This is a genomic window from Pseudomonas sp. FSL R10-1350, from assembly GCF_009600525.1.
Lineage (GTDB): Bacteria > Pseudomonadota > Gammaproteobacteria > Pseudomonadales > Pseudomonadaceae > Aquipseudomonas > Aquipseudomonas helleri.
Genome location: NZ_WIVR01000007.1, coordinates 19,856 through 46,347, shown reverse-complemented (window position 1 = coordinate 46,347; position 26,492 = coordinate 19,856). Strand labels below are relative to the sequence as shown.

Here is a 26,492-nt window from a genome sequence, read left to right as displayed (position 1 = left end):
AGACATGACGAATCTGATCATTGAACACGTTGAAGTCTTTGCCTGCACGCCGCCGGTACGCGGCTCTACCTGGACCCCGGAACAACCCGAGCCGTGCACCACGCATACGTTTATTCGTATCACCACCCGTGATGGTGTGGTGGGCAGCGCGGCCACGGATGCTTACACCTCGCATCATCGCGATGCTGTACTGGCTGAAACGCTGCGCGACATGATCCCGGATCTGATCGGCCGCTCAGCACTGGATCGCGAAGCACTGTGGCTGCACTTTCATCCCAAGGCGTATGCGCGTTCGGCGCAAGCTCAGGCCCTGATTGATGTTGCGTTGTGGGATATTGCCGCACAAGCGGCCGGGCAGCCCTTGTTCAAACTGCTCGGCGGTTACCGCGAGCATATTGACGCTTATGCCAGCACTCCGGTGCTGGCGACGCCGCACGCTTATGTCGAGGCCGTGCAACAACTGGCCGAGCGAGGCTATCGGGCAATCAAGTTTCACTGCTGGTGCGACCCGGCACGGGACCTGGAGATGATTGAACAGGTGCAGCATGCACATGCCGATAAAGGCCTGGCGCTGATGCTGGATGTAGAACAGCGTTATGACCTGAACGCGGCGTTGAGAGTGGGCCGGGTACTGGGTGAGCTGGGTTACGCCTGGTTTGAAGCGCCGCTGGATGACTATGACCTCGCCGGCTATCAGCAACTGACGGAGCGGCTGAATGTGCCGGTGCTGGCGGCCGGCAATGCCATTACCGACTATCGATTGGTGGCCTTTGCCGTCCGGCAACACTGCTGGAGCCGGGTACGGGTTGACGTGATGACCTGCGGCGGCATTACACCCGCGCTTAAAATCATCCATAACGCCGCCGCCAATGGCATTCAGGTCGAACTGCAAAGCTGGGGCCATGCGCTTGCACAAGCTGCCAACCTGCACCTGATGCTCGGGCAGCCAACCAGCAGCTACTTCGAGCAGGCGTGCGAATATGAGCTGTTCGAATTTTCCACAGCCAACCCGATCCGCACCAATCCACGCGGGCAAGTCACCGCACCGGGCTATGCGGGTTTAGGCCTTGAAATCGACTGGGCCCAGATCGAGCGGTGTGCAGACATACACCTCAAGCAATAAAGCAATGTGCAGGAGCGAGCTTCGCGATCTTTGGGTGTTTAAAAAGATCGCGAGGCGCAGGGGTTAACGGCTGCTTTTTTTCACGCTGTACATGGCCGTGTCGGCCTGGTGCAGCAGTTGCCGGGCGTCATCGCCATGTTCGGGGTAAACGGCGATGCCGATGCTGGGGAGGGTGTTGAGTGTCTGCCTTTCAATCAACAGGGGCTGGCTCAATTCAGTGCGGATGTTCTCGGCGACGATCGACCCGTCTTCTGGCCGTTTGAGGTTTTCAAGCACCACTACAAACTCGTCGCCACTCATTCTGGCCACGGTGTCGCTTTCGCGCACACAGGCTTTTAAGCGCAGCGCCACGTGTTGCAGCAACACGTCGCCAACGCCATGCCCGTAACTGTCATTGATCCGTTTGAAGTCATCCAGATCGACATACAGCACTGCCAGATATTGCTGCTCGCGTTTGGCCCGGGCCAGCGCGCTGTTTAAACGTTCGTACAGAAACTCGCGATTGGGCAAGCCGGTCAGTGCATCGTGCTGCGCCAAAAACTGCAGGTGAGCGTGGAGTTTTTTTCTTTCAATGGCCGCTGCAATCTGGGCGGATACGAACTGCAGCAGCTCTTTGTGCGCCTCGGTATAGGGTTCACTGCCCAATGAGCTCTTGACCAGCACCGCACCGATAATGCCGTTTTGCGCTACCAACGGGGCGCCCAGCCACGACGCTGAACCCTGCTCGGCGTGCAGTAGCATCTGCTCACTGCGGATGACCTCCTGGCTCAGCCGCGTCACCTCGTCCAGCGGCCAATCCCCGTGCTCTGCAACCCGATAAGGAAAACTCAACAAACCATCCGGTTGATCACACAGTGCGACCGAAAAGTTTATTGCTGGCAGCCACTGACCGATCAACGCGTGAACGCGCTTGAACAACTCCAGCAAATCCCCTGCCCCATGGGCGGCTTCGGAGATGGCAAACAGCGCCAACTGACGGGACTCGGCCAGTTTGCGCTCAGTAATGTCACGGGCCACCGCGATGTGCAGCCGATAGTCTTCTGACCAGCGCGCAGACCACAAAATATGTATGACACTGCCGTCTTTGCGTAGATAACGGTTCTCGAAATTCGGCAGGGGGTCGCCCTCCCTGACGTCATTGGCAGCATGCACGGTGCGTTCACGGTCAGCCGGGTAAACCAGATCGATAATGCAACGGCCGATCAGTTCGTCCTGCTCATAGCCAAAAATACGCAGGCAGGCCGCGCTGACATAAACAATGTGGTACTTGCGGTCCACGACGCAGACCGCATCCAGCAACTGATCAATAAAACTGGCTTGAGACAGGTATCTTTTGATGTCCATAAAGCCCTCGATGCCTCGAGATTAAACGTGAACATCCATCCCTATCCCTGTGTTGCCCCATGACTGCACTCCCGGCAGATCACGTTACTTGTTGCTGCCCACCAGCCCTGGCAAGGCATGCGCCAGCGCGCTGATGGCAAAGCCGATAAACATCACGCCACACAAACGTGTAATCAGCAATTGATGGCGTTGATACAGCGCACGGACATGACCCGCGCCGACGATGCCGATCAAGATCACATACGCCAGTGCGCCGCCGACAAAGCTCAGGGCGATGAGCCAGGGCAGCATGCTCCAGGTGAGCAGTTCAGCACGCCCGGACAGCAGCGCGGTGAAGGTCGCCACGGCCACCGGGTAGGCTTTGGGGTTGGTCAGGCCAAAGAAAATACCGTGGGCAAACGGCTTTCGGGCCGGGCCTTCCTCGGCCACGCTGCTGCGTTTGGCACGCACGGCGCGCAGGCCCAGCCAGAACAGGTAAAGGCCGCTGATCAAGCCCAATACGTTGAATGCAGTGCTGCCAAACTCCCGCGCGCCGACAATCGCAATCAACGCCGTGCTGCACCAAATCACATCACCCAGCAAATGCCCGCACAGGAAGCCGGCCCCCGCACGACGCCCACGGGCTGCGCCAATGCCGAACACAGCCAGGACACCCGGGCCCGGAGTAATGCCATAGATAAAGCCCGACGCCAGCACGGCCAGCCACAATGAAGAAGTCATGCACAACGCTCCAAAAAATTCAGACTTCACGCTGTCCAGTCGCCGGTGAAGTCGTTCGATTTTGCACGTTCTGCAGCGTTATGTAACCGCGTGTTCAACAAAATGCCCTGCTTTCTTCAAACAGCCTCGGCATTCAGGCGGTAACCCTTAACGGCGGCGCCCCAAAACGTTGACCACCACCCGGTCAACCCAGCCCCAGATACGCTGTTTGACCCGCCCCCACAATGGCCGGGACTGCCAGGCTTGCAAGGTGATCGGCAGGCTTTGCGCGAAGTCGTTCATAAAGCTGGCCGCCACGGCTTTGCTCAGCGTCGGGTCGATGGCTTCCAGGTTGGCCTCAAGGTTAAAACGTAGATTCCAGTGGTCAAAGTTGCACGAGCCAATGCTCACCCAGTCGTCGACCAGGACCATTTTCAGGTGCAGAAAGCACGGCTGATATTCAAATATCTGCACCCCGGACTTGAGCAACCGCGGGTAGTAACGATGCCCGGCGTAACGCACGGACGGGTGATCGGTGCGGGGGCCGGTCAATAGCAACCGCACATCGACCCCGCGATTGGCCGCGCGACGCAGCGAGCGCCGCACACTCCAGGTGGGTAGAAAGTAAGGCGTGGCCAGCCAGATGCTGTGCTGGGCGCTGTTAATGGCCCGCACCAGCGATTGCAGAATGTCGCGGTGCTGATGGGCATCGGCATAGGCCACTCGGCCCAGGCCCTGGCCCTGTTGAGGCGCCTTGGGCAATCGCGCGAGGCCAAAGTGGGTGGCAGGCTTCCAGGCTTTGCGGCTGATGTTGGCGCGCCATTGGCGCTCAAACAGCATCTGCCAGTCCTGCACCAGCGGCCCCTCAATCTGCACCATCACCTCGTGCCAGTCGCATACGTTTTGCGCAGGCTGCCAAAACTCATCGGTAATACCCGTCCCGCCTACCACCGCCAATTGCTGGTCCACCAGCAACAGCTTGCGGTGATCGCGGTACAGATTGTTCAGCCCCCGGCGCCAGCTCAGCGGGTTGTAAAAGCGAAGCTCCACGCCCGCTGCCAGCAGCCTGAGGCGCAAGGCTTCGGTAAACGCCAGGCTGCCATAGGCATCGAACAGGCAGCGCACCCGCACCTCACGCAACGCGGCGCGCTCCAGCGCCTGGACCGTGACTTCAGCGCACTGCCCGGCCTCGACCAGATAAAACTCCAGATCAATGTGGTCCTGTGCCTGATCGATAGCCGCTAGCATCTGCGGGAAAAACTGCGGGCCATCGATCAGTAACTTGAATTGGTTGGCGCCGTGCCAAGGGAACACCGCGCCCGCCATCTTAGCGAGCCGTGAAAATCAGCACCGCGTTCACCGGTACTGAAAAGCTGATAGCCGACAAGCCGGCGGATTTACGCAAGGTTTCGAGCTCTGGCTGCAAGCCAAAATCTTCAGCCTGAAGCATCAACGGTTCGAGGGTTACAACCTGGAAGCGCTGTTCATCCAGCCGCGTCGCCAGCAACTCGGCCTCATAGGTGTGCTGTTTGCCACGCAGGCTCACGGTGACCGGCAGGCGCAATTCCACTTGAGCACCCGGCGCCAGCTCGTTGATGGGCTGCAGATTGATTTGCGCGGTGATTTGCGCCTCGGGGAAATGCTTGAAGTCGAACAACTGGTCACGCATGCGCTCATCGCGCAAAGGCACCGCGCTGTTGACCGAGTCCATTTCAATCCGCAATTGCGCGTGGCCCTTGCGGTCGACTTTGCCGTGCAAGACCAGAAAGCGGTGCTTGTTCGCGACATTGGCATTTTGCGTGGTGATAAATGAAAGCCGTGATGACTCACCGTCCAGGTACCAACTGGCCTGAGCCGACAGGCTCACCCCGAGGGTTAATAGCAACGCACCAGCGGCGGATAAAAACGTCTTGAACATAAAAACTCATCGGCAGGTAAACGGCCTCTAGTGTGAGTGCTTTAGCGCCGTCCGGGCATATTTTTTTACTCCGCTTTAGAGCACTCGTCCATCGCGCCAGTTCCTTGGCCGGACGCTGTCATACAAGCATCACTCAATTGTCATGGTCATGACACTGGCGCTCCCTAGCCTGAGATTGCACACCTCAGTCGACAAGGCGGGCTTGAAGCCTGCACGGAGATTCGCAATGGCCCAGATCGCCCGTATCCGCGACACCGCTCAAGAACGCCGACTGCAGGCTGAACGCTTGCTTGGCCCAGAGGCCTTGCGTGAGGCGCAAGCCTTGCGCTTCCGGGTTTTCAGTGGCGAGCTGAACGCCAAACTGAAAAGCGCCGACTGTGGCCTGGACATCGACGACTACGATGCGCATTGCGAACACATCGGGGTCCGCGACCTCAACACCGGCCTGCTGGTGGCAACCACTCGCTTGCTGGATCACAGCGCAGCACGAAACATCGGTCATTTTTACAGCGAAGAAGAATTCAGCCTTCACGGCCTGGCGCACCTGCAAGGCCCGATTCTTGAAATCGGCCGCACCTGTGTCGATCCGGCCTACCGCAATGGCGGCACCATCGCCGTGCTGTGGGGCGAGTTGGCTGAAGTCCTTAACCAGGGCGATTACCACTACCTGATGGGTTGCGCGAGCATCCCGATGCAAGACGGTGGCATTCAGGCCCAGGCGATCATGCAGCGTCTGCGCGAGCGTTACCTGTGCACTGAACATTTGCGCGCCGAACCAAAAAACCCGCTGCCCGCGCTGGACGTTCCGGCGAACGTCATCACCGAAATGCCCCCGTTGCTCAAAGCCTACATGCGACTGGGCGCGAAGATTTGTGGTGAGCCGTGCTGGGACGAAGATTTCCAGGTCGCTGACGTCTTTATCCTGCTCAAGCGCGACGAACTGTGCCCGCGCTATGCACGCCACTTCAAGGCAGCCATGTAATGAACCGCCTGCGCCTGTATGGGCGAGTGGTTCGGGTGTTGGCGGTGGTCAGCCTGGGATTGGGCATGGCGAGTATTTTCGCCCTGCTCCATCGGTTGCACCTGAACAGCGCCATGGATCGGCGCCAACGCTGGACACAGTTCTTCATGAAGCGGCTGAGCAATGCCCTGCCGTTTCAAGTCACCGTGGTTGGCGAGCGACCTGTCACACCGATGTTGTGGGTCAGTAATCATGTGTCGTGGACCGACATTGCCTTGCTCGGGCAACTGACGCCGCTGTCTTTTCTGTCCAAGGCCGAAGTGCGCAGCTGGCCTGTGGCGGGTTGGCTGGCGGACCAGGCCGGTAGCCTGTTTATCCGCAGGGGCGCGGGTGACAGCCAAACCATTCGCGAGCAGATGAGTTGTCATTTGCAGCAACAGCATCCGTTGTTGATGTTCCCGGAAGGCACGACCACCGACGGGCGTTCAGTACGCACCTTCCATGGCCGTTTGTTGTCAGCGGCGATAGACAGTGACGTGGCGTTGCAACCGGTGGCGATTCGTTATTTGCGCAATGGCGAGAGCGACCCGATCGCACCGTTTATTGGCGATGACGACTTGCTCTCGCATTTGCTGCGTTTGTTTGCTCACGAGCAGGCACAGGTTGAGATACACCTGCTGGAGCCGATTGCATGTGAGCAGCAAGAACGCGCAATGCTGGCGTTCAAAGCGCAGGAAGCGATTCGCCAAGTGGTCAGCGGAGCACCGCAAACCCGTCCGCAGACTGAGTGCGAGCCGGCGGCGGCTTAGCCGACTCTCGCTCCTAAAGGTGTATTGCGTACAACCTGTAGTCGCTGACGAGGGACGAAGGCTGCGAAAGATCAAAAGATCGCGAGGCAAGCTCGCTCCTACAGGTTATCGCGCACCCCTGTAGCAGTTGACGAGCTTTGCGAGGCTACGTCCGGGCGCGCAGCGGCCGTAGATCGCAGCCTGCGGCGGCTACTACGCTTTTACCGCGCCCGCCTGTAGTCGCTGACGAGGCACGAAGGCTGCGAAAGATCAAAAGATCGCGATGCAAGCTCGCTCCTACAGATGTATTGCGAAACCTCGTAGCAGTTGACGAGCTTTGCGAGGCTACGTCCGGGCGCGCAGCGGCCGTAGATCGCAGCCTGCGGCGGCTCCTACGCTTTTACCGCGCCCGCCTGTAGTCGCTGACGAGGCACGAAGGCTGCGAAAGATCAAAAGATCGCGAGACAAGCTCGCTCCTACAGGTGTATTGCGCCCCCCTGTAGCAGTTGACGAGCTTTGCGAGGCTACGTCCGGGCGCGCAGCGGCCGTAAAAAGGGCCGAGATCAAAAGATCGCGAGCAAGCTCGCTACTACAGGTTTTATGGCGTCTGGCTGAGTTTTTCGCGGGCAGCAAACGCCTGCAGTTGCGGGTAGAAGGCGCTGAAGTCTTCACTCAGCGGCTCATACAAGGCATGCAAGTCGCGCATGGCGCCGCTCAGTTCTTGTGGGTGCGAAAGACGCCGGGCGATGCCATTGAACACTTGCTCCAGCACGCCAAAGTCTCGATAGGACCCCAACCAGTCGTGCGCAGCCATGTGCGGGGCGATGCTGGCCAGACGCTTGGGCAACTGGGGTTGCGCAACCAGCAGCGCATAGAACGTTGAGGTGAAGCGCTCAAGCGGCCCTTCGGCGTATTGCGCCCAATCCCGCGCCAGGCAATGGTCGAAGAAAACGTCCAGTACAATGCCGGCATAGCGCCGCCGGGTCTGGGTGAAACGCGACAACGACTGATCAACCAACGGGTGCGCGTCGGTGAAGACGTCGATGCTGCGGTGCAACTGGATCGCCGACTCTATCGCCGGGCTGTATTGGCCCTGCAGGCGCCCTTTCACGAAGTCGCCATAGAGACTGCCGAGCAATTCTTCTGGCCGCTGGCCGCCAAGGTGCAGATGTGCGAGATAATTCATGCCGCGCAGTTTAGCACCGCGCTATTACGCACGACCAAAACATATCGTTATAACTCGATATACCGATTTGAGCTGACGTCAGATCAAATACATATTTGTATATCGCGATATTCCGATTTAAAGTTCGCCTCATCGCGATATAACGCTACACCTCATGAGCACTGCCACTATGCCGATCGACCTCGACGAAATAATAAAAGCGCTGGCACACCCAGTACGCCGAGAAATCATTCGCCTGCTTAAAGACCCGCAGGTCGAGTTTCCTGACCAGCATCACAGCACTGAGCACGGTGTGTGCGCAGGCCAGTTCGACCAACGCTTCGGGTTGTCGCAATCCACTGTTTCCGCCCACCTCGCCACTTTGCAGCGCGCTGGCTTGATCAGCAGCCAAAAAGTCGGCCAGTGGCACTTTTTTAAACGCAATGAGGAAACCATTCAGGCCTTCCTCGCAACACTGAGCCAAGAGCTTTAACAAGGAATTCCATGCCTCTCTCGCTACTTATCCTGGCGCTTAGCGCCTTCGCCATCGGGACCACCGAGTTTGTGATCATGGGCTTGCTGCCCGATGTCGCAGCCGACCTGGGGGTTTCCATTCCGGGCGCTGGCTGGCTGGTAACGGGCTATGCCCTGGGCGTGGCCATTGGCGCGCCGTTTATGGCGCTGGCCACCGCCAAGTTGCCGCGCAAGGCCGCGCTAGTGGCGTTGATGGGCATCTTTATTGTTGGCAATCTGCTTTGCGCCCTGGCCAGTGATTACGAGGTGCTGATGCTGGCCCGCGTGATTACCGCCCTGTGCCATGGCGCGTTCTTCGGTATCGGCTCGGTGGTGGCTGCCGGCCTGGTGCCTGCCAACAAGCGCGCTTCTGCGGTCGCACTGATGTTTACCGGCCTGACCCTGGCAAACGTCTTGGGTGTACCGCTGGGCACCGCCTTGGGCCAGGTTGCAGGATGGCGCTCGACATTTTTTGCCGTGACGGTGATTGGTGTGGTGGCGTTGATCGGCTTGATCCGCTTTTTGCCCACCAAGCGCGACGAAGAAAAACTCGACATGCGCGCCGAGCTGGCCGCCCTCAAAGGCGCCGGGATCTGGCTGTCGTTGAGCATGACGGCATTGTTTTCGGCCTCCATGTTCACCCTCTTCACCTACGTCGCGCCGCTGCTCGGTGACGTGACAGGCGTATCGCCTACCGGCGTGACCTGGACCCTGCTGCTGATCGGCCTGGGCCTGACTGTCGGCAACATTATTGGCGGCAAGCTGGCGGACAAGCGCTTGGGCGCGACGTTGATCGGCGTGTTTATCGCAATGGCCGTGGTCTCGACCGTATTGACCTGGACCAGCGTGGCCCTGATTCCAACCGAGATCACCCTGTTCTTGTGGGCCACCGCTTCATTTGCCGCGGTGCCCGCCTTGCAAGTCAACGTGGTGACCTTCGGCAAAGCCGCTCCCAACCTGGTGTCGACCCTGAATATTGGCGCCTTTAACGTCGGCAACGCCCTGGGCGCCTGGGTAGGCGGCAGCGTGATTGCCCACGGCTTCGGCCTCACCAGCGTACCGCTGGCCGCCGCAGCGCTGGCGATACTGGCGCTGCTGGTCACCCTGATTACTTTTCGCCAGAACGGTAACCCCGAACTGGCCTCTGCCACACACTGATCCTTGAGAGGGCTGCATTAATGACCACGATTTTTGATCCGATCAAGCTGGGCGACCTTGAGCTGCCTAACCGCATCATCATGGCGCCGCTGACCCGCTGCCGTGCCGAAGAAGGCCGTGTGCCAGGCGCTCTGATCGCGGAGTACTACGTACAGCGCGCTTCAGCAGGCTTGATACTCAGCGAAGCCACTTCGGTTACCCCGCTGGGTGTTGGCTACCCGGACACCCCCGGTATCTGGTCCGACGAACAGGTTCGCGGCTGGACCAACGTCACCAAGGCCATCCATGCCGCCGGTGGGCGCATTTTCCTGCAACTGTGGCACGTTGGGCGGATTTCCCACTCGCTGTATCTGAACGGTGAACTCCCCGTCGCACCGAGCGCCATCGCCGCCAAAGGCCATGTCAGCCTGGTTCGTCCAAAGGCAGACTTCGAAGTGCCACGCGCTCTGGAAACGGCTGAGATCGCCGACATCGTCGAGGCTTACCGTACCGGTGCCGAAAACGCCAAAGCCGCAGGTTTTGACGGCGTTGAGATCCATGGCGCCAACGGTTACCTGCTCGATCAATTCCTGCAAAGCAGCACCAACCAGCGCACCGACCAATACGGTGGTTCGTTGGAAAACCGTGCCCGCCTGATGCTGGAAGTCACCGATGCGGTAGTCGAAGTCTGGGGCGCTGGCCGCGTTGGCATGCACTTGTCGCCTCGCGCAGACCTGCACGACATGGGCGATGACAACCGGGCTGAAACCTTCGGGTATGTGGCTAAAGAACTGGGCAAGCGCGGTATCGCGTTTATCTGCGCCCGTGAGCGTGAAGCAGAAGACAGCCTGGGCCCACAGCTCAAAGAAGCGTTTGGCGGCCCTTACATCGTCAACGAAGGCTTCACTAAAGACAGCGCCAATGCCTTGATCGCTGCCGGCAAGGCCGACGCTGTTGCGTTTGGCGTGCCTTTTATTGCCAATCCTGACCTGCCAGCCCGCTTGAAGGCCGATGCACCGCTCAATGAGCCACATCCAGAGACCTTCTACTCCAAAGGCCCTGTCGGCTTCATTGACTACCCGACGCTGTAAGCCCGCGCTTAAACACCGGCCTGCTTGTGGCCGGTCTTTAAACACATAAAAAAACGCCCAAGGCCATTCAAGCCCTGGGCGTTTTGTTTTAAATGCAGGTAACGGCTTAAACGCTTAAGTGGCGCGCCAGAGCACTTTTTAACGGGCAAAAAAAAGGGGCGGTTTGACCCGCCCACATTTTTTCCCTAATCCCTTTTGTTCCTTCTCATCATCCTGATGAATTGCATCCTGCAATGTCCTTAACGTTCTTCCTTGAACGCCGTGTCTATCCGTCGACACAGTTAAGATACTAGAGCCTTCTAAAATTGCTGCAAGCGCACCAGTTATAGATTTTTATTACAAAGCAGCGCCTTAAAAAAATACAAAACCTATTACTTTCAACGAGTTATAAAACTCAACAAGTAAGAAAAAGTCATTCATTCCTACGTCTTTCGCCGTTGGCTTACAGAAAACGTAAGTAAAGGCTTACATCCGATCGCAGATAAAGCTCAACTTCGTACGTGTCATCCCATTTCAAGCCCACACATTTTTAAGAACAGGCCTGAATTGACTTGGCGCAAAAAATGTCAGCCCATAAAAAAACCCCGAAAGCTCGGGGTTTTAGTCAGCACACTTCGTTTACTGAAACAGTGATTCGCTCGACAAACCATTACGTTCAAGAATCTCACGCAGTCGCTTGAGGCCTTCAACCTGGATTTGTCGTACACGCTCACGGGTCAAGCCAATTTCCAGCCCGACATCTTCAAGGGTACTGCTTTCATGCCCACGCAAGCCGAAGCGGCGAATCACCACCTCGCGCTGTTTGTCGGTGAGCTCGGATAGCCACTCATCAATACTCTGCGACAAATCATCGTCCTGCAGCAGCTCACAAGGGTCTGTAGGGCGATCATCGGTGAGGGTATCAAGCAGTGTTTTATCGGAGTCCGGGCCTAAAGAAACGTCTACCGAAGACACACGTTCGTTGAGCCCAAGCATGCGCTTGACCTCCGAGACGGGTTTTTCGAGCAGATTGGCGATTTCTTCAGGGGAGGGTTCGTGATCGAGCTTTTGCGTCAGTTCGCGCGCAGCTCGCAGGTAGACATTGAGCTCTTTTACAACGTGGATCGGTAAACGGATAGTACGGGTCTGGTTCATGATTGCCCGTTCAATCGTCTGACGGATCCACCAGGTGGCGTAGGTCGAGAAGCGGAACCCGCGTTCCGGGTCAAATTTCTCGACTGCCCGAATCAGGCCCAGGTTGCCCTCTTCGATCAGGTCAAGCAGTGAAAGCCCACGATTGACGTAACGTCGGGCGATTTTCACCACCAGTCGCAAGTTACTTTCAATCATGCGTTTGCGCCCAGCGGGATCGCCACTTTGCGATAAACGCGCAAAATGGACTTCTTCTGCTGGTGAGAGCAACGGGGAGAAGCCAATTTCATTGAGGTACAGCTGAGTCGCATCGAGCGCCCGGGTGTAATCAATGTACTTGTGCTGCTTTGAGGCAGCTGCTTTTTTCGACTTGGTGCGAGCTGTAGGGGTTGAGTCGTTTTCTTCTGACATCAAGTCACAATCGATGCTGGAGCCCATAAGGAGCACCTCATCGTCGATGTCAAACCCCGGCGCTTCTTTGCTGAGAGCCATTGTAATAGTCCTTTGGTGAGTTCGACCTCAAGCTCAAGCATCGCCTTTATCCTTGGCAACGCTGGAGCCTGTTCCTTTCATCTACATCAGGAACAGGCTGGTAACTGATCAACGGCGTGGAAGGAATTGCAATGGATCTACAGGTTTACCCTGGCGGCGAATTTCAAAGTGAAGTTTCACCCGGTCTGTACCAGTTGACCCCATTTCGGCAATTTTCTGCCCGACCTTGACCTGCTGCCCCTCCCGTACCAAAAGCCTGCGGTTGTGGCCGTAGGCACTAACATAGGTGTCACTGTGTTTGATGATGACCAGTTCGCCGTAGCCCCTCAATCCACTGCCAGCGTATACAACTGAGCCATCAGACGCAGCCAAAACAGGCTGTCCCAAATCTCCGGCAATATCAATACCTTTATTCAAACTACCGTTTGAAGAAAATTTCCCGATCAAAATCCCGTCAGCGGGCCATCCCCAGCCTTTAGGTGCAGGGCCTGCAGGCAAAGGCTGCGTGTTGACCGGTGTCGCCGTCGTGGCGACCGGGCGCTTGGTGACGGTGGTTTTACTGCCTGATGAAGACGAAACCACGGTGGTTGTCGTGCCCCCTGAAGGGACAGTTCCTGCACGTCCATCGAAACGAATTGATTGCCCCGGAACGATCGTATACGGGGCCGCAATGTTGTTTTTTGCCGCCAGCGCTTTCCAGTCCCAACCGTAGCGAAAGGCAATCGAGAACAACGTATCGCCACGCTTGACCACATACTGACCGGTGGTCACAGCCGGGCGCTGAGCCACACCGTTAACGCCACTTGTACCGCTTTTGGACGCGCTGGAACACGCCGCCAACATCGCCAGGGAGACACTTAACACCAGACCCGCCACTACTCTCTGATAGCTTATGGTCCCCATACGCTGCGTAATGACTGTGAGACTCACCCGCCGCTCCCTTTGAAGATGGCTAAAAATTAGAACGCCAGTCGCGGCCCTCATTGGGCGCAAGTATAACTGGCTGTACAGCTTTGCAGACGGCAAAGCCCATTCATAAACGTATTGTTTAAACCCTAAACAGGCACCGGACGGGCCTGACCACTGCGCTGTATGACCCGTACCCGGCTTGATAATTCAGCCGGGCAGCGCTAAAGAATCAGGCCAGCGGCCCATTAAGCAGCGGTACAAACCGCACATTGCCGATTACGCGCCTGGCAAAACCGTGCGCTTCACGCACGATCAGCATCAGTTGCTGAACGTCACCGGCACCGACCGGGATCACCAGGCGCCCGCCCGGAGCCAGTTGGTCGAGCAAGGCTTGCGGTACATCCGTGGCCACGGCGGTGACGATAATGCCGTTGTAAGGTGCAAGCGCCGGCCACCCTTCCCAACCATCGCCCCAGCGAAAGACCACGTTACGCAAGTTAAGCTCAAGCAAACGTTCTTTGGCGCGATCCTGCAGCACCTTGATGCGTTCGACCGAGAAAATCCGCTCAACCAACTGCGACAACACCGCTGTCTGGTAACCCGAACCGGTGCCGATCTCCATGACTTTGTCCAGCGGGCCGTCTTCGAGCAGCAGCTCGCTCATGCGCGCCACCATATACGGCTGGGAGATGGTCTGGTTGTTGCCAATCGGCAGCGCCGTGTCTTCGTAGGCACGGTGGGCCAGGGCTTCATCAACAAACAGGTGACGAGGTGTGCGCCGAATGACCTCAAGCACTTTCTGGTTAACGATGCCCTCTTCACGCAGGCGCTGAATCAGCCGCTCACGTGTCCGCTCCGAGGTCATGCCAATGCCGCGATGCATCAGGCCATCCTGCTCACGCCCCATCAGCCCAACCCCTCCAGCCAGCCATCGAGGCTTTTGAAGGCATCACCAAAGGTGCGATCCAGTTGTAACGGGGTAATCGACACATAACCCTGCATCACGGCGTGGAAGTCCGTGCCGGGGCCGCCGTCTTCCGCGTTGCCCGCGGCGGCAATCCAGTAACCCGCCTTGCCACGCGGATCGACCATGCGAACCGGCGCCGCTGCACGGGCGCGATGGCCCAGGCGGGTGAGCTGGATACCGCGGATCTTGTCCAGCGGCAAATTGGGAATGTTGACGTTCAGCACGGTGCGCGGTGGCAGCTCAAGCAGGTGATGTGCATCCACCAGCTTGCGCGCGAAATAGGCCGCCGTCGGCAGGTTGTCGACCTGGCGCGAGACCAGCGAGAACGCAAACGAAGGACGCTCCAGAAAGCGCCCTTCAAGGGCTGCTGCCACGGTGCCCGAATACAACACGTCATCACCCAGGTTGGCACCCAGATTGATCCCCGATACCACCATGTCCGGCTGCTGCTCCAGCAGGCCATTGAGGCCCAGGTGCACGCAGTCGGTCGGCGTCCCGTTGATGCTGATAAAGCCATTGGTCAGGGTATGCGGATGCAACGGGCGGTCGAGCGTCAGCGAGCTGCTCGCGCCACTTTTGTCTTGATCGGGGGCAATCACCACGCACTCGCAATAATCCGCCAAGGCGTCATAAAGCGCAGCTATCCCCGGGGCGCTGACCCCATCATCGTTTGAAATCAGAATACGCATAGGCTGTCCGTTTGCCCCAAAGACACCAGATCAACAAGTTCGCGCACCAGAACAGTGGCGAAGCATCCGGCCGGCAGTACAAATTCCAGTTGCAGAATATCTGGTTGCGGATAATGCCACGTCAGTCGGCCAATGGGCAGCCGCAGAATACGTCGCTCGTGGCTCATGCCAGCGCGAACCAGCCAGTCACGCAAATCGGCTTCACGCTCGGCAATGGCTTGCTCCAGCACCTGGGTCGCACCTGTGGTCGGTGAATCACCTTCGCCCCACTGCGGGCCGGTCGGGTGCAGATCAAGGATAGCCAATCTCGGGTCGTTGCACTCCGCTTCGCCCGCCGGGAAAAAGCTCCGACTGTCGGTGAAGGCCAGCAGATCCCCTACCTGCGCACGCTGCCAGTTGCCATCGGCGACGCGGGCAGCCAGCACCTGATTGAACAGATAGCTGCGTGCGGTAGAGAGTAGCCGCGAACGGACATTGCGCTGCTCCGGCAAGGCTTTGCGCGCCGCGTAGTCCCGCGCCTCGCCCAGATTGCCGCCTTCCCAGCCAAAACGCTGGGTGCCGAAATAATTCGGTACACCCTCACGGGTGATCAATTCCAGACGTTGCTGCAAGGCGTCTTTGTCGGCGTTCAGTTGTGTCAGGCGCAACGTGAAACCGTTTGCCGCGTGGGCACCGCGTTGCAGTTTACGTTTGTGCCGCGAGGTCTTGAGGATCTTCAGCGTGTCGTTTTCAGCACCTGACAGGTCAGGGTCCGCCTTGCCCGGCAACTGCACACTGAACCATTGGCGGGTCAGCGCCTGACGGTCCTTCAGACCGGCGTAGCTCACCGTGCGCAAAGGCACGCCTGCGGCCTTGGCAATGCGCCGCGCCGCTTCTTCGGTATTCAGACCACGCTTTTCTACCCACAACCACAGGTGCTCGCCATCCCCGGACAGCGGGATATCCAGCACTTCATCGACCTGAAAATCTTCAGCCGTGGCTTTTAGCACTGCGGTGCCCAACGGCACGCCGTGAGCTGTCGGCCCCAGCAGATCAAACTCGTTCATGCGCGAACCAACAAAGCGATGGAATGCACCGCGATGCCTTCTTCACGGCCCACGAAGCCGAGTTTTTCAGTGGTAGTGGCTTTTACGTTTACCTGGTCCAAATCAACCTCAAGATCCGCTGCAATCAGCGCACGCATCGTTTCAATGTGCGGTGCCATTTTTGGCGCCTGAGCAATGATGGTGTTATCGACATTACCGACTTTCCAGCCTTTGGCATGGATCAATCCGACGATATGGCGCAACAGGACACGGCTGTCCGCGCCCTTGAATTGCGGGTCGGTGTCCGGAAAATGCTTGCCGATATCGCCCAGCGCCGCCGCCCCCAGCAATGCATCGCTGAGCGCGTGCAGCAGCACGTCGCCATCAGAGTGGGCCAAGAGCCCGAATTTATGAGCAATACGCACGCCGCCCAGGGTTATAAAATCGCCTTCAGCAAAACAGTGCACATCATAGCCGTGGCCAATACGCATAAAAAAACGCCCCGATTAAGTCAGGGCGTGATTCTACCTACTTTGCTCAACATTAGGCGCTTAGTGCACGCGCGTGATGCCGCAAGTGGTCGTCAATGAAGCTGGCGATAAAGAAATAGCTGTGGTCGTAGCCCGGCTGCAGACGCAAAGTCAGCGGATGGTCCGCCAGTTTGGCTGCTTGTTGCAGCGCTTCAGGCTTGAGCTGGACAGCCAAAAAGTCATCCCGATCACCTTGGTCTACCAGCAACGGCAGCTTTTCAGTGGCCTCGCTGATCAACACACAGGCATCCCACTCGCGCCAGCGCGCACGCTCTTCACCCAGGTAATGGGTAAACGCCTTCTGCCCCCAAGGGCAATCCATCGGATTGCTGATCGGCGCAAACGCCGACACCGATTGATAGCGCCCCGGGTTGCGCAAGGCACACACCAGAGCCCCGTGACCGCCCATCGAATGCCCGCTGATGCCGCGTTGTTGCGACGCAGGGAAATGAGCCTCAACCAATGCAGGCAATTCCTGCACCACATAATCATGCATCCGGTAATGCTGGGCCCAAGGTTGCTGGGTGGCGTTGACATAAAAGCCCGCCCCCAGGCCGAAATCCCACGCACCTTCCGGATCATCCGGCACACCTTCGCCACGCGGGCTGGTGTCCGGGCAAACAATAATCAGGCCTAACTCGGCGGCCAGTTTCATGGCGCCAGCCTTGTGCATGAAGTTCTCATCGGTGCAGGTCAGCCCCGACAACCAGTACAGCACCGGCAGCTTGACGCCCTGCTCGGCCTGAGGTGGCAAATACACGGCAAACACCATGTTGCAGCCCAGGACTTCAGAGCGATGCTGGTAACGCTTGTGCCAGCCGCCAAAGCTTTTCTGGCAGGAAATATTTGTTAAGGGCATTAGGAGCAGCTCCAGGCTTTTAGCTGCAAACCGCATGATAGGCCCACTGTAGGAGCGAGCTTGCCTCGCGATCTTTTGATCGTTAAAAAGATCGCGAGGCAAGCTCGCTCCTACAGCGTCAGTGATTGGGCTTACCCCGGCTTGTAGCTATTCGTCAGAATTTAATAACAGTACGAATGCTTTTGCCTTCGTGCATCAGGTCGAATGCCTTGTTGATGTCTTCCAGGCCCATGGTGTGGGTGATGAACGTGTCCAGCGGGATTTCGCCGGTCTGCGCCATGTCGACATAGCTTGGCAGCTCGGTACGACCGCGCACGCCACCGAACGCCGAACCACGCCATACGCGGCCTGTCACCAACTGGAATGGACGGGTCGAGATTTCCTGGCCGGCACCGGCAACGCCGATGATCACCGACTCGCCCCAGCCTTTGTGGCAGCATTCCAGCGCCGCACGCATCAGTTGCACATTGCCGATGCACTCAAAGGAGAAATCAACGCCGCCGTCGGTCATGTCGACGATCACTTCCTGGATCGGGCGATCAAAATCTTTCGGATTAACGCAGTCCGTCGCGCCCAGCTGTTTGGCAATCTCAAACTTGGCTGGGTTAATGTCGATGGCAATGATCCGCGAGGCCTTGGCTTTGACTGCGCCAATCACTGCTGACAGGCCGATGCCGCCCAAGCCAAAGATCGCCACGGTGTCGCCCGGCTTGACCTTGGCGGTGTTGAGCACTGCGCCAATCCCGGTGGTGACGCCGCAACCCAGCAGGCAGACTTTCTCCAGCGGTGCGTCTTTTTGAATTTTGGCGACGGAAATTTCCGGGAGTACGGTGTACTCCGAGAACGTCGACGTGCCCATGTAATGGAAAATCGGCTCGCCTTTGTAGGAGAAACGCGTGGTGCCGTCGGGCATCAAGCCTTTGCCTTGAGTCGAACGAATGGCCTGACAGAGGTTGGTCTTGCCCGACAGGCAGAATTTACATTGGCGGCATTCCGGGGTGTACAACGGGATCACGTGGTCGCCAACGGCCACCGATGTCACGCCCTCACCGATGGCTTCTACGATGGCGCCGCCTTCGTGGCCCAGGATCGACGGGAAGATGCCTTCCGGGTCCGCGCCCGACAAGGTGTAGGCATCGGTGTGGCAAACGCCCGACGCTACAACCCGCAGCAGCACTTCGCCAGCCTTGGGCATGGCGACATCCACTTCTACGATTTCCAGTGGCTTTTTGGCCTCGAACGCTACGGCAGCACGTGACTTGATCATCCATCGTCTCCAGCAAAGTAAAAACAAGGTGCCGAGTGTAAATCAGCTCTGAGTGATTAATAATCCAGGCAAAAGCAAAACATTATTGCTCTACAGGGATAATCAACCGTGAACGAAAACCGTTGGGAAGGTATAGACGAATTTGTCGCGGTGGCTGAGTGTGGCCAATTCACGGCGGCGGCAGAGCGCTTGGGCGTATCGTCTTCGCACATCAGCCGCCAGGTGGCGCGCCTTGAAGAACGCTTGCAGACCCGTCTGTTCTACCGCAGTACCCGAAAGGTCACGCTGACCGAAGCCGGGCAAACCTTTTTGCAGCACTGCCAGCGCCTGCAAGATGGCCGCGAAGAAGCACTGCGTGCCATCGGTGACCTGACCAGCGAGCCCAAAGGCATGCTGCGCATGACCTGTGCCGTAGCCTATGGCGAACGTTTTATCGTGCCCTTGGTGACGCGTTTTATGGGTTTATACCCACAATTGCGGGTCGACATTGAACTGACCAACCGGCCACTGGACCTCGTACACGAAAGTCTCGACCTGGCGATCCGGCTGGGCCGACTGCATGACTCAAGCCTGGTCGCAGCCCGCCTGGCCCCCAGACGCATGTACGTGTGCGCGTCGCCGTCGTATCTGGAGCGATACGGGCGGCCCCATAGTTTGTCGGAATTGAGCCGCCACAACTGCCTGATTGGCAGCTCAGACATCTGGCAACTGGAGCAGGATGGGCGAGAATTCTCGCAGCGGGTGCAAGGCAATTGGCGCTGCAACAGTGGGCAAGCGGTATTGGACGCGGCGTTATTGGGGGTTGGCTTGTGTCAGCTACCGGACTACTACGTGCTGGAGCATTTGAAGACCGGGGCGCTGGTGTCGTTGCTCGATGCGCACCAGCCACCCAATACCGCGGTGTGGGCGCTGTACCCACAACAACGGCACTTGTCGCCCAAAGTCAGAAAGCTGGTGGATTACCTGAAGGCAGGCTTGGCCAAGCGGGAGGAGTATTCGGGATCATAGAAACCTGTGTAGGAGCGAGCTTGCCTCGCGATCTTTTAAAAGATCAAAAGATCGCGAGGCAAGCTCGCTCCTACAGTGAGGATCAGCGGTTAGCCCAGCGCAGCCGCAGCCATTCAAGGTCTTCGGGGCGGGTGACTTTGATGTTGTCTGAACGGCCTTCGATCAGGCGTGGCGCCTGCCCCGCCCATTCCATTGCCGAGGACTCGTCGGTAATGGTCGCATCCGACACCAGGCTGTCAGCCAAGGCGCGGTGCAGCGCACCCAACCGAAACATCTGCGGCGTGTAGGCCTGCCAGATCAAGCTGCGGTCGACGGTTTCGACCGCCCGGCCATTTTTGTCCACGCGCTTGAGCGTGTCCCGCGCCGGAACCGCCAGCAAACCACCGACCGGATCATCTGCCAGCTCGTAGAGCAGCTTGTCGAGGTCTTCGCGTGACAAATTAGGTCGCGCGGCATCGTGTACCAGCACCCAGTCATCATCACTGGCGCCCTGCGCATGCAGGTACAACAAGGCGTTCAACACCGAATCGGCACGCTCGCGGCCACCGTCAACCCGGGCAATACGCGGGTCGGCAGCACATCGCAAAGAGGGCCAGAACGGATCATCAAACGCCAGACTGACCACCAAACCTTTAAGGCCAGGGTGATCAAGGAAACAGCCAAGGCTGTGTTCAAGAATACTGCGCCCGCCCAACTGCAAATATTGCTTGGGACGGTCTGCGGCCATACGGGCACCCACGCCCGCGGCAGGAATCACGGCCCAAAAGGCCGGTGAGGCGATTCTCATTGGGCCAACTGGTAGAGGGTTTCGCCCTCTTTAACCATTCCCAATTCATGGCGGGCCCGTTCTTCAACGGTCTCCATGCCTTTTTTCAACTCGAGGACTTCCGCATCCAGCACGCGGTTACGCTCCAATAGCACTTCGTTTTCAGCATGCTGATCAGCAATTTGCTGCGTCAGATCTGTCACCTGCGCCAAACTCCCATTCCCCACCCACAGGCGATACTGCAGGCCAGCCAGAAGCAAGAGCAAAATGAGGAACAACCAATTGGGACTGCGCATCGAATATCAGGTATCCAGTGAAAAGACAGCCATGCCGACAAACGTAAACAACCAACAGTACAAAGCCTGGAAGAACCAGGCTTGTACTTGATAAGCATCAGGTTAGTGTCAAAACACCCACGATGGCGAGTTTTCTGACGCAACCTGTTGTCTTTTTACCACCAACTGCTTAGCCGCGGAACTCGCCACGACCGTTGTACTTGGCTTTAGCACCCAATTGCTCTTCGATACGCAGCAATTGGTTGTACTTGGAAACGCGGTCCGAACGGCACAGGGAACCGGTTTTGATCTGGCCAGCCGAGGTGCCCACGGCCAGGTCGGCAATGGTGGAATCTTCGGTTTCACCGGAACGGTGCGAGATCACAGCGGTGTAACCCGCGGCCTTGGCCATCTGGATGGCTTCCAGGGTTTCGGTCAGGGTGCCGATCTGGTTGAACTTGATCAGGATCGAGTTGGCGATGTTTTTATCGATGCCCTCTTTCAGGATCTTGGTGTTGGTCACGAACAGGTCGTCACCTACCAGCTGAACTTTCTCACCGATTTTGTCGGTCAGGATTTTCCAGCCATCCCAGTCAGACTCGTCCAGACCGTCTTCGATGGAGATGATCGGGTAGCGCTGAGTCAGACCTTTGAGGTACTCGGCGAAACCTTCGGAGCTGAACACCTGACCTTCGCCGGACAGGTTGTATTTGCCGTCTTCGTAGAATTCGCTGGCCGCGCAGTCCAGTGCCAGGGTCACATCAGTGCCCAGGGTGTAACCGGCGTTGGCGATCGCTTCGGAGATCACTTTCAGTGCATCTTCGTTGGACGCCAGGTTAGGTGCGAAACCACCTTCGTCGCCCACTGCGGTGTTCAGGCCACGGGCTTTGAGCACAGCTTTGAGGTGATGGAAGATTTCGGTGCCCATGCGCAGTGCGTCGGAGAAGGTCTTGGCGCCAACTGGCTGAACCATGAACTCCTGGATATCGACGTTGTTATCAGCGTGTTCGCCACCGTTGATGATGTTCATCATCGGGACCGGCATCGAGTAAACACCCGGCGTGCCGTTCAGGTTGGCGATGTGCGCGTACAGCGGCAGGTCCTGGTCCTGAGCTGCAGCCTTGGCTGCTGCCAGAGACACCGCCAGGATTGCGTTAGCGCCCAGCGAGCCTTTGTTTTCAGTGCCGTCCAGCGCGATCATCGCGTGGTCCAGCGCTTTTTGATCAACTGGGTCTTTACCCAGCAGCAGGTCGCGAATCGGGCCGTTGATGTTGGCAACCGCTTTCAGCACGCCTTTGCCCAGATAACGGCTCTTGTCGCCATCACGCAGCTCCAACGCTTCGCGCGAGCCAGTGGAAGCACCGGAAGGCGCGCAAGCACTGCCGATGATGCCGTTGTCGAGAAGCACGTCGGCTTCCACAGTGGGATTGCCACGGGAGTCGAGAACTTCACGACCTTTGATGTCGACGATTTTTGCCATTGTTGTAAGCACTCCAAAGTTGACGAAAACGACGCAGCTGAGGGAAATCTGGTTATCGCCGGCAAGGATCGAAAAACGGGCAGCCTTGCGGACGATAAAGCTCGGGCCACAAGAGCCCGAGAAATCGTGCGGTACTTTACCGGAGAAAAGCGGATCAGGCCGTTTCTATTGTCGGAAAACTTTTAACCAACTCATCCAGCGACTTCAGTTGAGCCAGGAAGGGCTCAAGCTTGTCCAGACGCAAGGCGCAAGGGCCATCGCATTTGGCATTGTCAGGATCCGGGTGCGCCTCAAGGAACAGACCGGCCAGGCCCTGGCTGATGCCAGCCTTGGCGAGGTCGGTAACCTGGGCACGACGACCACCGGCAGAATCGGAGCGACCACCGGGCATTTGCAGCGCGTGGGTCACGTCGAAAAAGACCGGGTATTCAAATTGCTTCATGATGCCGAAGCCCAGCATGTCGACCACAAGGTTGTTGTAGCCAAAGCTTGAGCCACGCTCACAGAGGATCAACTGATCGTTGCCCGCTTCTTCGCACTTGCTCAGGATGTGTTTCATTTCCTGAGGAGCAAGGAATTGGGCTTTTTTGATGTTGATCACGGCACCGGTCTTGGCCATGGCCACAACCAGATCAGTCTGGCGCGACAGGAAAGCCGGCAACTGGATGATGTCGCAGACCTCGGCGACCACGGCTGCTTGCGCAGGCTCGTGGACGTCGGTGATCACCGGCACACCAAACGCTTGCTTGATGTCCTGAAAAATCCGCATGCCCTCTTCGAGGCCGGGGCCACGGTAAGAGTTGATCGATGAACGGTTAGCCTTGTCGAAACTGGCCTTGAAGACGTAAGGGATACCGAGCTTTTCGGTAACACGTACGTATTCTTCGCACACCTGCATGGCCATATCACGGCTTTCCAGCACGTTCATGCCACCGAACAAGACCATTGGCTTGTCGTTGGCAATGTCGATATTGCCTACGCGGATAATTTTTTGCGCCATGCTGATTAAGCCTTCTTCTCGTGTTGCGCCAATGCTGCTTTAACGAAACCGCTGAACAGAGGGTGACCATCACGAGGAGTCGAGGTGAACTCCGGGTGGAACTGGCACGCCACGAACCAAGGATGATCCGGTGCTTCAACCACTTCTACCAGCGCGCCGTCACCGGAACGACCGGTCACTTTCAGGCCCGCTTCGATCAGCTGTGGCAGCAGGTTGTTGTTCACTTCATAGCGATGGCGATGACGCTCAACAATCACGTCCTTGGCATAGCAATCATGAACCTTGGAGCCGGCTGCCAGTTGGCAGTCCTGCGCGCCCAGACGCATGGTGCCGCCCAGATCAGAGGTTTCGGTACGGGTTTCGACTGCACCGGTGGCGTCTTCCCACTCAGTGATCAAGCCCACAACCGGGTGGCCGCTGCTGCGATCGAACTCAGTGGAGTTAGCGTCTTTCCAGCCCAGCACGTTACGTGCGAACTCGATAACGGCCACTTGCATGCCCAGGCAGATACCCAGGTAAGGCACCTTGTTCTCACGAGCATATTGAACCGCGGTGATCTTGCCTTCTACGCCGCGCAGACCGAAGCCGCCCGGAACCAGAATGGCGTCAGCGCCTTCGAGCAGTTCAGTGCCTTTGTTTTCGATGTCTTCGGAATCGATATAACGCAGGTTGACCTTGGTACGGTTGGAAATACCGGCGTGGCTCATCGCTTCGATCAGCGACTTGTACGCGTCCAGCAGTTCCATGTACTTGCCAACCATGGCGATAGTGACTTCGCGCTCAGGGTTGAGCTTGGCGTCGACCACTTTATCCCATTCGGACAGGTCGGCGCTGTTGCACTGCAAGCCAAAACGCTCAACGACGAAATCATCCAGGCCCTGAGCGTGCAGCATGCCCGGGATCTTGTAGATGGTGTCGGCGTCTTCCAGAGAAATGACCGCACGCTCTTCAACGTTGGTGAACAGCGCGATCTTGCGACGCGAAGACACATCAACGTGGTGATCGGAACGGCAGATCAGAACATCTGGCTGCAGGCCGATGGAGCGCAATTCTTTAACCGAGTGTTGCGTTGGTTTGGTTTTCGTTTCGCCAGCAGTGGCGATGTACGGAACCAGAGTCAGGTGCATCAGCATGGCGCGCTTGGCGCCCACTTCGATGCGCAGCTGACGGATAGCCTCGAGGAACGGTTGGGACTCAATGTCACCCACAGTGCCGCCAATCTCGACCATCGCTACGTCGGCATCGCCGGCGCCCTTGATGATCCGACGCTTGATTTCGTCAGTGATGTGCGGAATCACCTGGATGGTCGCCCCCAGGTAATCACCACGGCGCTCCTTGCGCAGGACGTGTTCGTAAACGCGGCCCGTGGTGAAGTTGTTGTTCTGGGTCATGGTCGTGCGGATGAACCGCTCGTAGTGGCCCAAGTCCAGGTCGGTCTCGGCGCCGTCATGAGTGACGAACACTTCACCGTGCTGGAACGGGCTCATGGTGCCCGGATCAACGTTGATGTAGGGGTCCAGCTTCAGCATGGTGACCTTAAGTCCCCGCGCCTCCAGGATGGCTGCCAATGAAGCCGAGGCAATGCCTTTCCCCAATGAAGAAACAACACCGCCCGTGACGAAGATGTAGCGCGTCATGAAAAACCCTAGAAGTCTGCGTTAAAGCGGTCAGAGCCGCCGGGGAGAGCGAAGGAAGGCCGAAGCCCCCAATCACCAGCATTAGTCACAGTGCACCTTTCGAAAAACTGCTGCGTTGAAACAGACCGATGGAGACCAACGGTTCGATACAAGCCACACATTTTTTTAAAATCGCCCAGCAAAGACTGCTTGGTAATCGGCAACATCTGCAATTCCGGTGAATTTACAGAAGTTGTATCAAGAAGGGAGCGTAGTCTACCGGAAAGCCCCTTTCAGCTCAAACCTTGATCGCTGGAAGTTGGCAACCACTGCAATTGCCAACGCCCACAGGGATCGCAAGCCAGTCCCTGAAGGTTTGCCACCACCAATAACTGCTCATTGCGGTACAACAGCGGCAATCTGCCACGCACAAAGCCGGGTACACCGTGCTCGTTGAGCAAACGTTTGAGATCCCGATGCCCGCGCTGCGCCAGTTGCATCACCTCACCACCTTGACGATAGCTCACGTGCAAAGGACCTGCGGGAATCTCGCCGAGCAAACGTAACCGACCATTACCCGGCAGGCTCAATGGTAAATCTGTCTGCTCCCACGCCAATGGCGCAACAGGCTGACGCAACCAGTCACCGCTCAACCACCAGAGGTGACCGCCAGCCCGGTGTAACTGGCCCTCGGCCAATGTCCAGATTGGTTGCGCATCTTCGCGGGCATCGCGCAGGGTTTCCCACCCGGCCCAATGATCGGTGTCCGGCAGTTGAGTGAAACCGGCCAGCCAATGGCGCAACGCGTTGCGTTGACGGGCCGCTGAAAGCCCGGCAATCGGTGCCAGCGCCAGGGACGGCAGGCCAAGCCAGGAGAACTCGGTGTGCGGGGTTGCCGCGGCGAGATCCTGTTGCGCCAACTCGTCGAGCAGGCCTTGCGCCTCGGCACAATGGGCAGCAGTGCGCGCCAAGCTCGCAGCAGCTTGCGGCCAGCGCTTGGTCAGGGTGGGAAAAACTTCATGGCGCAGATAGTTACGCGAAAAATCGGTTTGGGTGTTCGAAGGGTCTTCGACCCAGCTCAAGCCGTGCGCGCGCGCGTAGGCTTCCAGCTCGGCGCGAGAGACATCCAGCAAGGGACGACACAAATGGCCCTGCCCCAGCGCCCGCTCACGGGGCATGGCCGCCACCCCGCTCACCCCTGCCCCGCGCAACAGGCGAAACAACACGGTTTCTGCCTGATCATCACGGTGCTGGCCCGTCAGCAAGACTTCGCCCGCCTGGGTGACAGCTTCAAAAGCCTGATAGCGCGCTTCTCGTGCAGCACGCTCAAGGCTAGCGCCTGGGCGGACCTGCACCTGGAACACCTGTAACGGCACAGCCAGCGAATCACACAGCACCTGACAATGCGCCGGCCAGGAATCAGCAGCCGCCTGCAAGCCATGATGCACATGGACGGCGCACAGAGCAGGAAGCGAGTGGGTTTGACGCAGATGGGCGAGCAGGTGCAACAGAACGGTTGAATCAAGGCCGCCAGAGAGTGCGACGTGCCAGGCATTGGCGTTGCGCCAGGGGGTCAGGGCTTGAAGCAGTTGCGTTGAGAGGTTGGGCATGTCGAGCACCGTCCAGATCAAAAGCCCCTCACCCTGGCCCTCTCCCGGAGGGAGAGGGGACTGACCGGATGCGAACTCTAGAACACCGCTAATCAGCGCCTCCCCCGGAGGGAGGGGAACTGACCGGGT

The 26,492-nt window shown here is 57.9% G+C and carries 26 protein-coding genes; 7 read left to right on the top strand and 19 right to left on the bottom strand.

The genetic code is table 11. The features are described 5' to 3' along the window. Window positions 1–4: 4 nt before the first annotated feature. Window positions 5–1,123, top strand: coding sequence for a mandelate racemase/muconate lactonizing enzyme family protein (locus GHO25_RS05465; RefSeq protein WP_153390092.1), 1,119 nt, complete (start codon window positions 5–7; stop codon window positions 1,121–1,123). Window positions 1,124–1,186: 63 nt separating this feature from the next. Here the strand turns inward: GHO25_RS05465 and GHO25_RS05460 are convergent, their stop codons facing one another. The 4 genes from GHO25_RS05460 to GHO25_RS05445 all read right to left on the bottom strand — a co-directional run bounded on the left by GHO25_RS05460 (window position 1,187) and on the right by GHO25_RS05445 (window position 5,084). Further along, window positions 1,187–2,467, bottom strand: coding sequence for a diguanylate cyclase domain-containing protein (locus GHO25_RS05460; RefSeq protein WP_153390091.1), 1,281 nt, complete (start codon window positions 2,465–2,467; stop codon window positions 1,187–1,189). A gap of 84 nt (window positions 2,468–2,551) precedes the next feature. Then, on the bottom strand, window positions 2,552–3,187 hold the full coding sequence (locus GHO25_RS05455) for a LysE family translocator (protein WP_048368046.1): 636 nt from the start codon (window positions 3,185–3,187) through the stop codon (window positions 2,552–2,554). A 147-nt stretch (window positions 3,188–3,334) separates the two neighbouring features. Next, the gene (locus GHO25_RS05450; RefSeq protein WP_153390090.1) at window positions 3,335–4,492 is read right to left on the bottom strand and encodes a phosphatidylserine/phosphatidylglycerophosphate/cardiolipin synthase family protein; all 1,158 of its coding nucleotides are present in this window, start codon (window positions 4,490–4,492) and stop codon (window positions 3,335–3,337) included. Window position 4,493: 1 nt separating this feature from the next. Next, a complete protein-coding gene (locus tag GHO25_RS05445) occupies window positions 4,494–5,084 on the bottom strand; it encodes a YceI family protein (protein ID WP_048368049.1) in 591 nt (196 codons plus the stop codon). 226 nt (window positions 5,085–5,310) lie between these two features. Here GHO25_RS05445 and olsB point away from each other — a divergent pair, with 226 nt between their 5' ends. Beyond that, the gene (gene olsB, locus GHO25_RS05440; protein ID WP_153326213.1) at window positions 5,311–6,066 is read left to right on the top strand and encodes an L-ornithine N(alpha)-acyltransferase; all 756 of its coding nucleotides are present in this window, start codon (window positions 5,311–5,313) and stop codon (window positions 6,064–6,066) included. Next, window positions 6,066–6,854 carry a 1-acyl-sn-glycerol-3-phosphate acyltransferase gene (locus GHO25_RS05435; RefSeq protein WP_153326212.1) on the top strand — a complete coding sequence of 263 codons (789 nt, stop codon included), beginning with the start codon at window positions 6,066–6,068 and terminating at the stop codon, window positions 6,852–6,854. The genes olsB and GHO25_RS05435 overlap by 1 nt, the downstream gene beginning before the upstream one ends. A 577-nt stretch (window positions 6,855–7,431) precedes the next feature. Here the strand turns inward: GHO25_RS05435 and GHO25_RS05430 are convergent. Continuing rightward, complete coding sequence (locus tag GHO25_RS05430; RefSeq protein WP_048385529.1) at window positions 7,432–8,019, bottom strand: ACP phosphodiesterase; 588 nt, start codon at window positions 8,017–8,019, stop codon at window positions 7,432–7,434. A gap of 169 nt (window positions 8,020–8,188) precedes the next feature. Between GHO25_RS05430 and GHO25_RS05425 the strand changes: the two genes are divergently transcribed. Genes GHO25_RS05425 through GHO25_RS05415 form a run of 3 tightly spaced genes read left to right on the top strand, consistent with a single transcriptional unit; the run spans window position 8,189 to window position 10,739 of the window. Continuing rightward, on the top strand, window positions 8,189–8,491 hold the full coding sequence (locus GHO25_RS05425; protein WP_048368055.1) for a helix-turn-helix transcriptional regulator: 303 nt from the start codon (window positions 8,189–8,191) through the stop codon (window positions 8,489–8,491). A gap of 11 nt (window positions 8,492–8,502) precedes the next feature. Then, entirely contained in the window at window positions 8,503–9,669 is a 1,167-nt protein-coding gene (locus tag GHO25_RS05420; protein ID WP_048368057.1) for an MFS transporter, read from the top strand. 20 nt (window positions 9,670–9,689) lie between these two features. Further along, a complete protein-coding gene (locus GHO25_RS05415; RefSeq protein WP_153326210.1) occupies window positions 9,690–10,739 on the top strand; it encodes an alkene reductase in 1,050 nt (349 codons plus the stop codon). Window positions 10,740–11,357: 618 nt separating this feature from the next. Here the strand turns inward: GHO25_RS05415 and rpoS are convergent. The 8 genes from rpoS to GHO25_RS05375 all read right to left on the bottom strand — a co-directional run bounded on the left by rpoS (window position 11,358) and on the right by GHO25_RS05375 (window position 18,608). Next, the gene (gene rpoS, locus GHO25_RS05410; RefSeq protein ID WP_372240924.1) at window positions 11,358–12,281 is read right to left on the bottom strand and encodes an RNA polymerase sigma factor RpoS; all 924 of its coding nucleotides are present in this window, start codon (window positions 12,279–12,281) and stop codon (window positions 11,358–11,360) included. Between the two features lie 189 nt (window positions 12,282–12,470). After that, the gene (locus GHO25_RS05405) at window positions 12,471–13,292 is read right to left on the bottom strand and encodes a peptidoglycan DD-metalloendopeptidase family protein (RefSeq protein WP_048368462.1); all 822 of its coding nucleotides are present in this window, start codon (window positions 13,290–13,292) and stop codon (window positions 12,471–12,473) included. A gap of 208 nt (window positions 13,293–13,500) precedes the next feature. Continuing rightward, complete coding sequence (locus GHO25_RS05400; RefSeq protein WP_178109999.1) at window positions 13,501–14,136, bottom strand: protein-L-isoaspartate(D-aspartate) O-methyltransferase; 636 nt, start codon at window positions 14,134–14,136, stop codon at window positions 13,501–13,503. Between the two features lie 41 nt (window positions 14,137–14,177). Further along, a complete protein-coding gene (surE, locus tag GHO25_RS05395; protein WP_048385535.1) occupies window positions 14,178–14,927 on the bottom strand; it encodes a 5'/3'-nucleotidase SurE in 750 nt (249 codons plus the stop codon). Next, a complete protein-coding gene (truD, locus tag GHO25_RS05390; protein WP_153390088.1) occupies window positions 14,915–15,973 on the bottom strand; it encodes a tRNA pseudouridine(13) synthase TruD in 1,059 nt (352 codons plus the stop codon). The genes surE and truD overlap by 13 nt, the downstream gene beginning before the upstream one ends. Continuing rightward, on the bottom strand, window positions 15,970–16,443 hold the full coding sequence (ispF, locus tag GHO25_RS05385; RefSeq protein ID WP_048368067.1) for a 2-C-methyl-D-erythritol 2,4-cyclodiphosphate synthase: 474 nt from the start codon (window positions 16,441–16,443) through the stop codon (window positions 15,970–15,972). The genes truD and ispF overlap by 4 nt, the downstream gene beginning before the upstream one ends. Window positions 16,444–16,495: 52 nt before the next feature. Next, entirely contained in the window at window positions 16,496–17,341 is an 846-nt protein-coding gene (gene fghA, locus GHO25_RS05380; protein WP_048368069.1) for an S-formylglutathione hydrolase, read from the bottom strand. A 154-nt stretch (window positions 17,342–17,495) separates the two neighbouring features. Next, the gene (locus tag GHO25_RS05375) at window positions 17,496–18,608 is read right to left on the bottom strand and encodes an S-(hydroxymethyl)glutathione dehydrogenase/class III alcohol dehydrogenase (protein WP_048385541.1); all 1,113 of its coding nucleotides are present in this window, start codon (window positions 18,606–18,608) and stop codon (window positions 17,496–17,498) included. 108 nt (window positions 18,609–18,716) lie between these two features. Here GHO25_RS05375 and GHO25_RS05370 point away from each other — a divergent pair, with 108 nt between their 5' ends. Next, the gene (locus GHO25_RS05370) at window positions 18,717–19,616 is read left to right on the top strand and encodes a LysR substrate-binding domain-containing protein (RefSeq protein WP_178109995.1); all 900 of its coding nucleotides are present in this window, start codon (window positions 18,717–18,719) and stop codon (window positions 19,614–19,616) included. A gap of 82 nt (window positions 19,617–19,698) precedes the next feature. Here the strand turns inward: GHO25_RS05370 and ispD are convergent, their stop codons facing one another. From ispD to tilS, 6 genes are all read right to left on the bottom strand, one after another. Continuing rightward, the gene (ispD, locus tag GHO25_RS05365) at window positions 19,699–20,403 is read right to left on the bottom strand and encodes a 2-C-methyl-D-erythritol 4-phosphate cytidylyltransferase (protein WP_048368073.1); all 705 of its coding nucleotides are present in this window, start codon (window positions 20,401–20,403) and stop codon (window positions 19,699–19,701) included. Beyond that, window positions 20,400–20,678, bottom strand: coding sequence for a cell division protein FtsB (ftsB, locus tag GHO25_RS05360; protein WP_003440483.1), 279 nt, complete (start codon window positions 20,676–20,678; stop codon window positions 20,400–20,402). The genes ispD and ftsB overlap by 4 nt, the downstream gene beginning before the upstream one ends. A gap of 169 nt (window positions 20,679–20,847) precedes the next feature. Next, window positions 20,848–22,137, bottom strand: coding sequence for a phosphopyruvate hydratase (gene eno / locus GHO25_RS05355; protein WP_048368076.1), 1,290 nt, complete (start codon window positions 22,135–22,137; stop codon window positions 20,848–20,850). Between the two features lie 154 nt (window positions 22,138–22,291). Continuing rightward, window positions 22,292–23,137: a 3-deoxy-8-phosphooctulonate synthase gene (gene kdsA, locus GHO25_RS05350; protein ID WP_048368078.1), complete on the bottom strand. Its 846-nt coding sequence runs from the start codon at window positions 23,135–23,137 to the stop codon at window positions 22,292–22,294. Between the two features lie 5 nt (window positions 23,138–23,142). Then, on the bottom strand, window positions 23,143–24,774 hold the full coding sequence (locus GHO25_RS05345) for a CTP synthase (protein WP_048368080.1): 1,632 nt from the start codon (window positions 24,772–24,774) through the stop codon (window positions 23,143–23,145). Between the two features lie 272 nt (window positions 24,775–25,046). Continuing rightward, complete coding sequence (tilS, locus tag GHO25_RS05340; RefSeq protein ID WP_153390087.1) at window positions 25,047–26,363, bottom strand: tRNA lysidine(34) synthetase TilS; 1,317 nt, start codon at window positions 26,361–26,363, stop codon at window positions 25,047–25,049. Between the last annotated feature and the right edge of the window lie 129 nt (window positions 26,364–26,492).

Coding starts and splice junctions, on each gene's coding strand:
- GHO25_RS05465 (WP_153390092.1), top strand. CDS start 5: ATGACGAATCTGATCATTGAACACGTTGAAGTCTTTGCCTGCACGCCG.
- GHO25_RS05460 (WP_153390091.1), bottom strand. CDS start 2,467: ATGGACATCAAAAGATACCTGTCTCAAGCCAGTTTTATTGATCAGTTG.
- GHO25_RS05455 (WP_048368046.1), bottom strand. CDS start 3,187: ATGACTTCTTCATTGTGGCTGGCCGTGCTGGCGTCGGGCTTTATCTAT.
- GHO25_RS05450 (WP_153390090.1), bottom strand. CDS start 4,492: ATGGCGGGCGCGGTGTTCCCTTGGCACGGCGCCAACCAATTCAAGTTA.
- GHO25_RS05445 (WP_048368049.1), bottom strand. CDS start 5,084: ATGTTCAAGACGTTTTTATCCGCCGCTGGTGCGTTGCTATTAACCCTC.
- olsB (WP_153326213.1), top strand. CDS start 5,311: ATGGCCCAGATCGCCCGTATCCGCGACACCGCTCAAGAACGCCGACTG.
- GHO25_RS05435 (WP_153326212.1), top strand. CDS start 6,066: ATGAACCGCCTGCGCCTGTATGGGCGAGTGGTTCGGGTGTTGGCGGTG.
- GHO25_RS05430 (WP_048385529.1), bottom strand. CDS start 8,019: ATGAATTATCTCGCACATCTGCACCTTGGCGGCCAGCGGCCAGAAGAA.
- GHO25_RS05425 (WP_048368055.1), top strand. CDS start 8,189: ATGCCGATCGACCTCGACGAAATAATAAAAGCGCTGGCACACCCAGTA.
- GHO25_RS05420 (WP_048368057.1), top strand. CDS start 8,503: ATGCCTCTCTCGCTACTTATCCTGGCGCTTAGCGCCTTCGCCATCGGG.
- GHO25_RS05415 (WP_153326210.1), top strand. CDS start 9,690: ATGACCACGATTTTTGATCCGATCAAGCTGGGCGACCTTGAGCTGCCT.
- rpoS (WP_372240924.1), bottom strand. CDS start 12,281: ATGTCAGAAGAAAACGACTCAACCCCTACAGCTCGCACCAAGTCGAAA.
- GHO25_RS05400 (WP_178109999.1), bottom strand. CDS start 14,136: ATGACCTCGGAGCGGACACGTGAGCGGCTGATTCAGCGCCTGCGTGAA.
- surE (WP_048385535.1), bottom strand. CDS start 14,927: ATGCGTATTCTGATTTCAAACGATGATGGGGTCAGCGCCCCGGGGATA.
- truD (WP_153390088.1), bottom strand. CDS start 15,973: ATGAACGAGTTTGATCTGCTGGGGCCGACAGCTCACGGCGTGCCGTTG.
- ispF (WP_048368067.1), bottom strand. CDS start 16,443: ATGCGTATTGGCCACGGCTATGATGTGCACTGTTTTGCTGAAGGCGAT.
- fghA (WP_048368069.1), bottom strand. CDS start 17,341: ATGCCCTTAACAAATATTTCCTGCCAGAAAAGCTTTGGCGGCTGGCAC.
- GHO25_RS05375 (WP_048385541.1), bottom strand. CDS start 18,608: ATGATCAAGTCACGTGCTGCCGTAGCGTTCGAGGCCAAAAAGCCACTG.
- ispD (WP_048368073.1), bottom strand. CDS start 20,403: ATGAGAATCGCCTCACCGGCCTTTTGGGCCGTGATTCCTGCCGCGGGC.
- ftsB (WP_003440483.1), bottom strand. CDS start 20,678: ATGCGCAGTCCCAATTGGTTGTTCCTCATTTTGCTCTTGCTTCTGGCT.
- eno (WP_048368076.1), bottom strand. CDS start 22,137: ATGGCAAAAATCGTCGACATCAAAGGTCGTGAAGTTCTCGACTCCCGT.
- kdsA (WP_048368078.1), bottom strand. CDS start 23,137: ATGGCGCAAAAAATTATCCGCGTAGGCAATATCGACATTGCCAACGAC.
- GHO25_RS05345 (WP_048368080.1), bottom strand. CDS start 24,774: ATGACGCGCTACATCTTCGTCACGGGCGGTGTTGTTTCTTCATTGGGG.
- tilS (WP_153390087.1), bottom strand. CDS start 26,363: ATGCCCAACCTCTCAACGCAACTGCTTCAAGCCCTGACCCCCTGGCGC.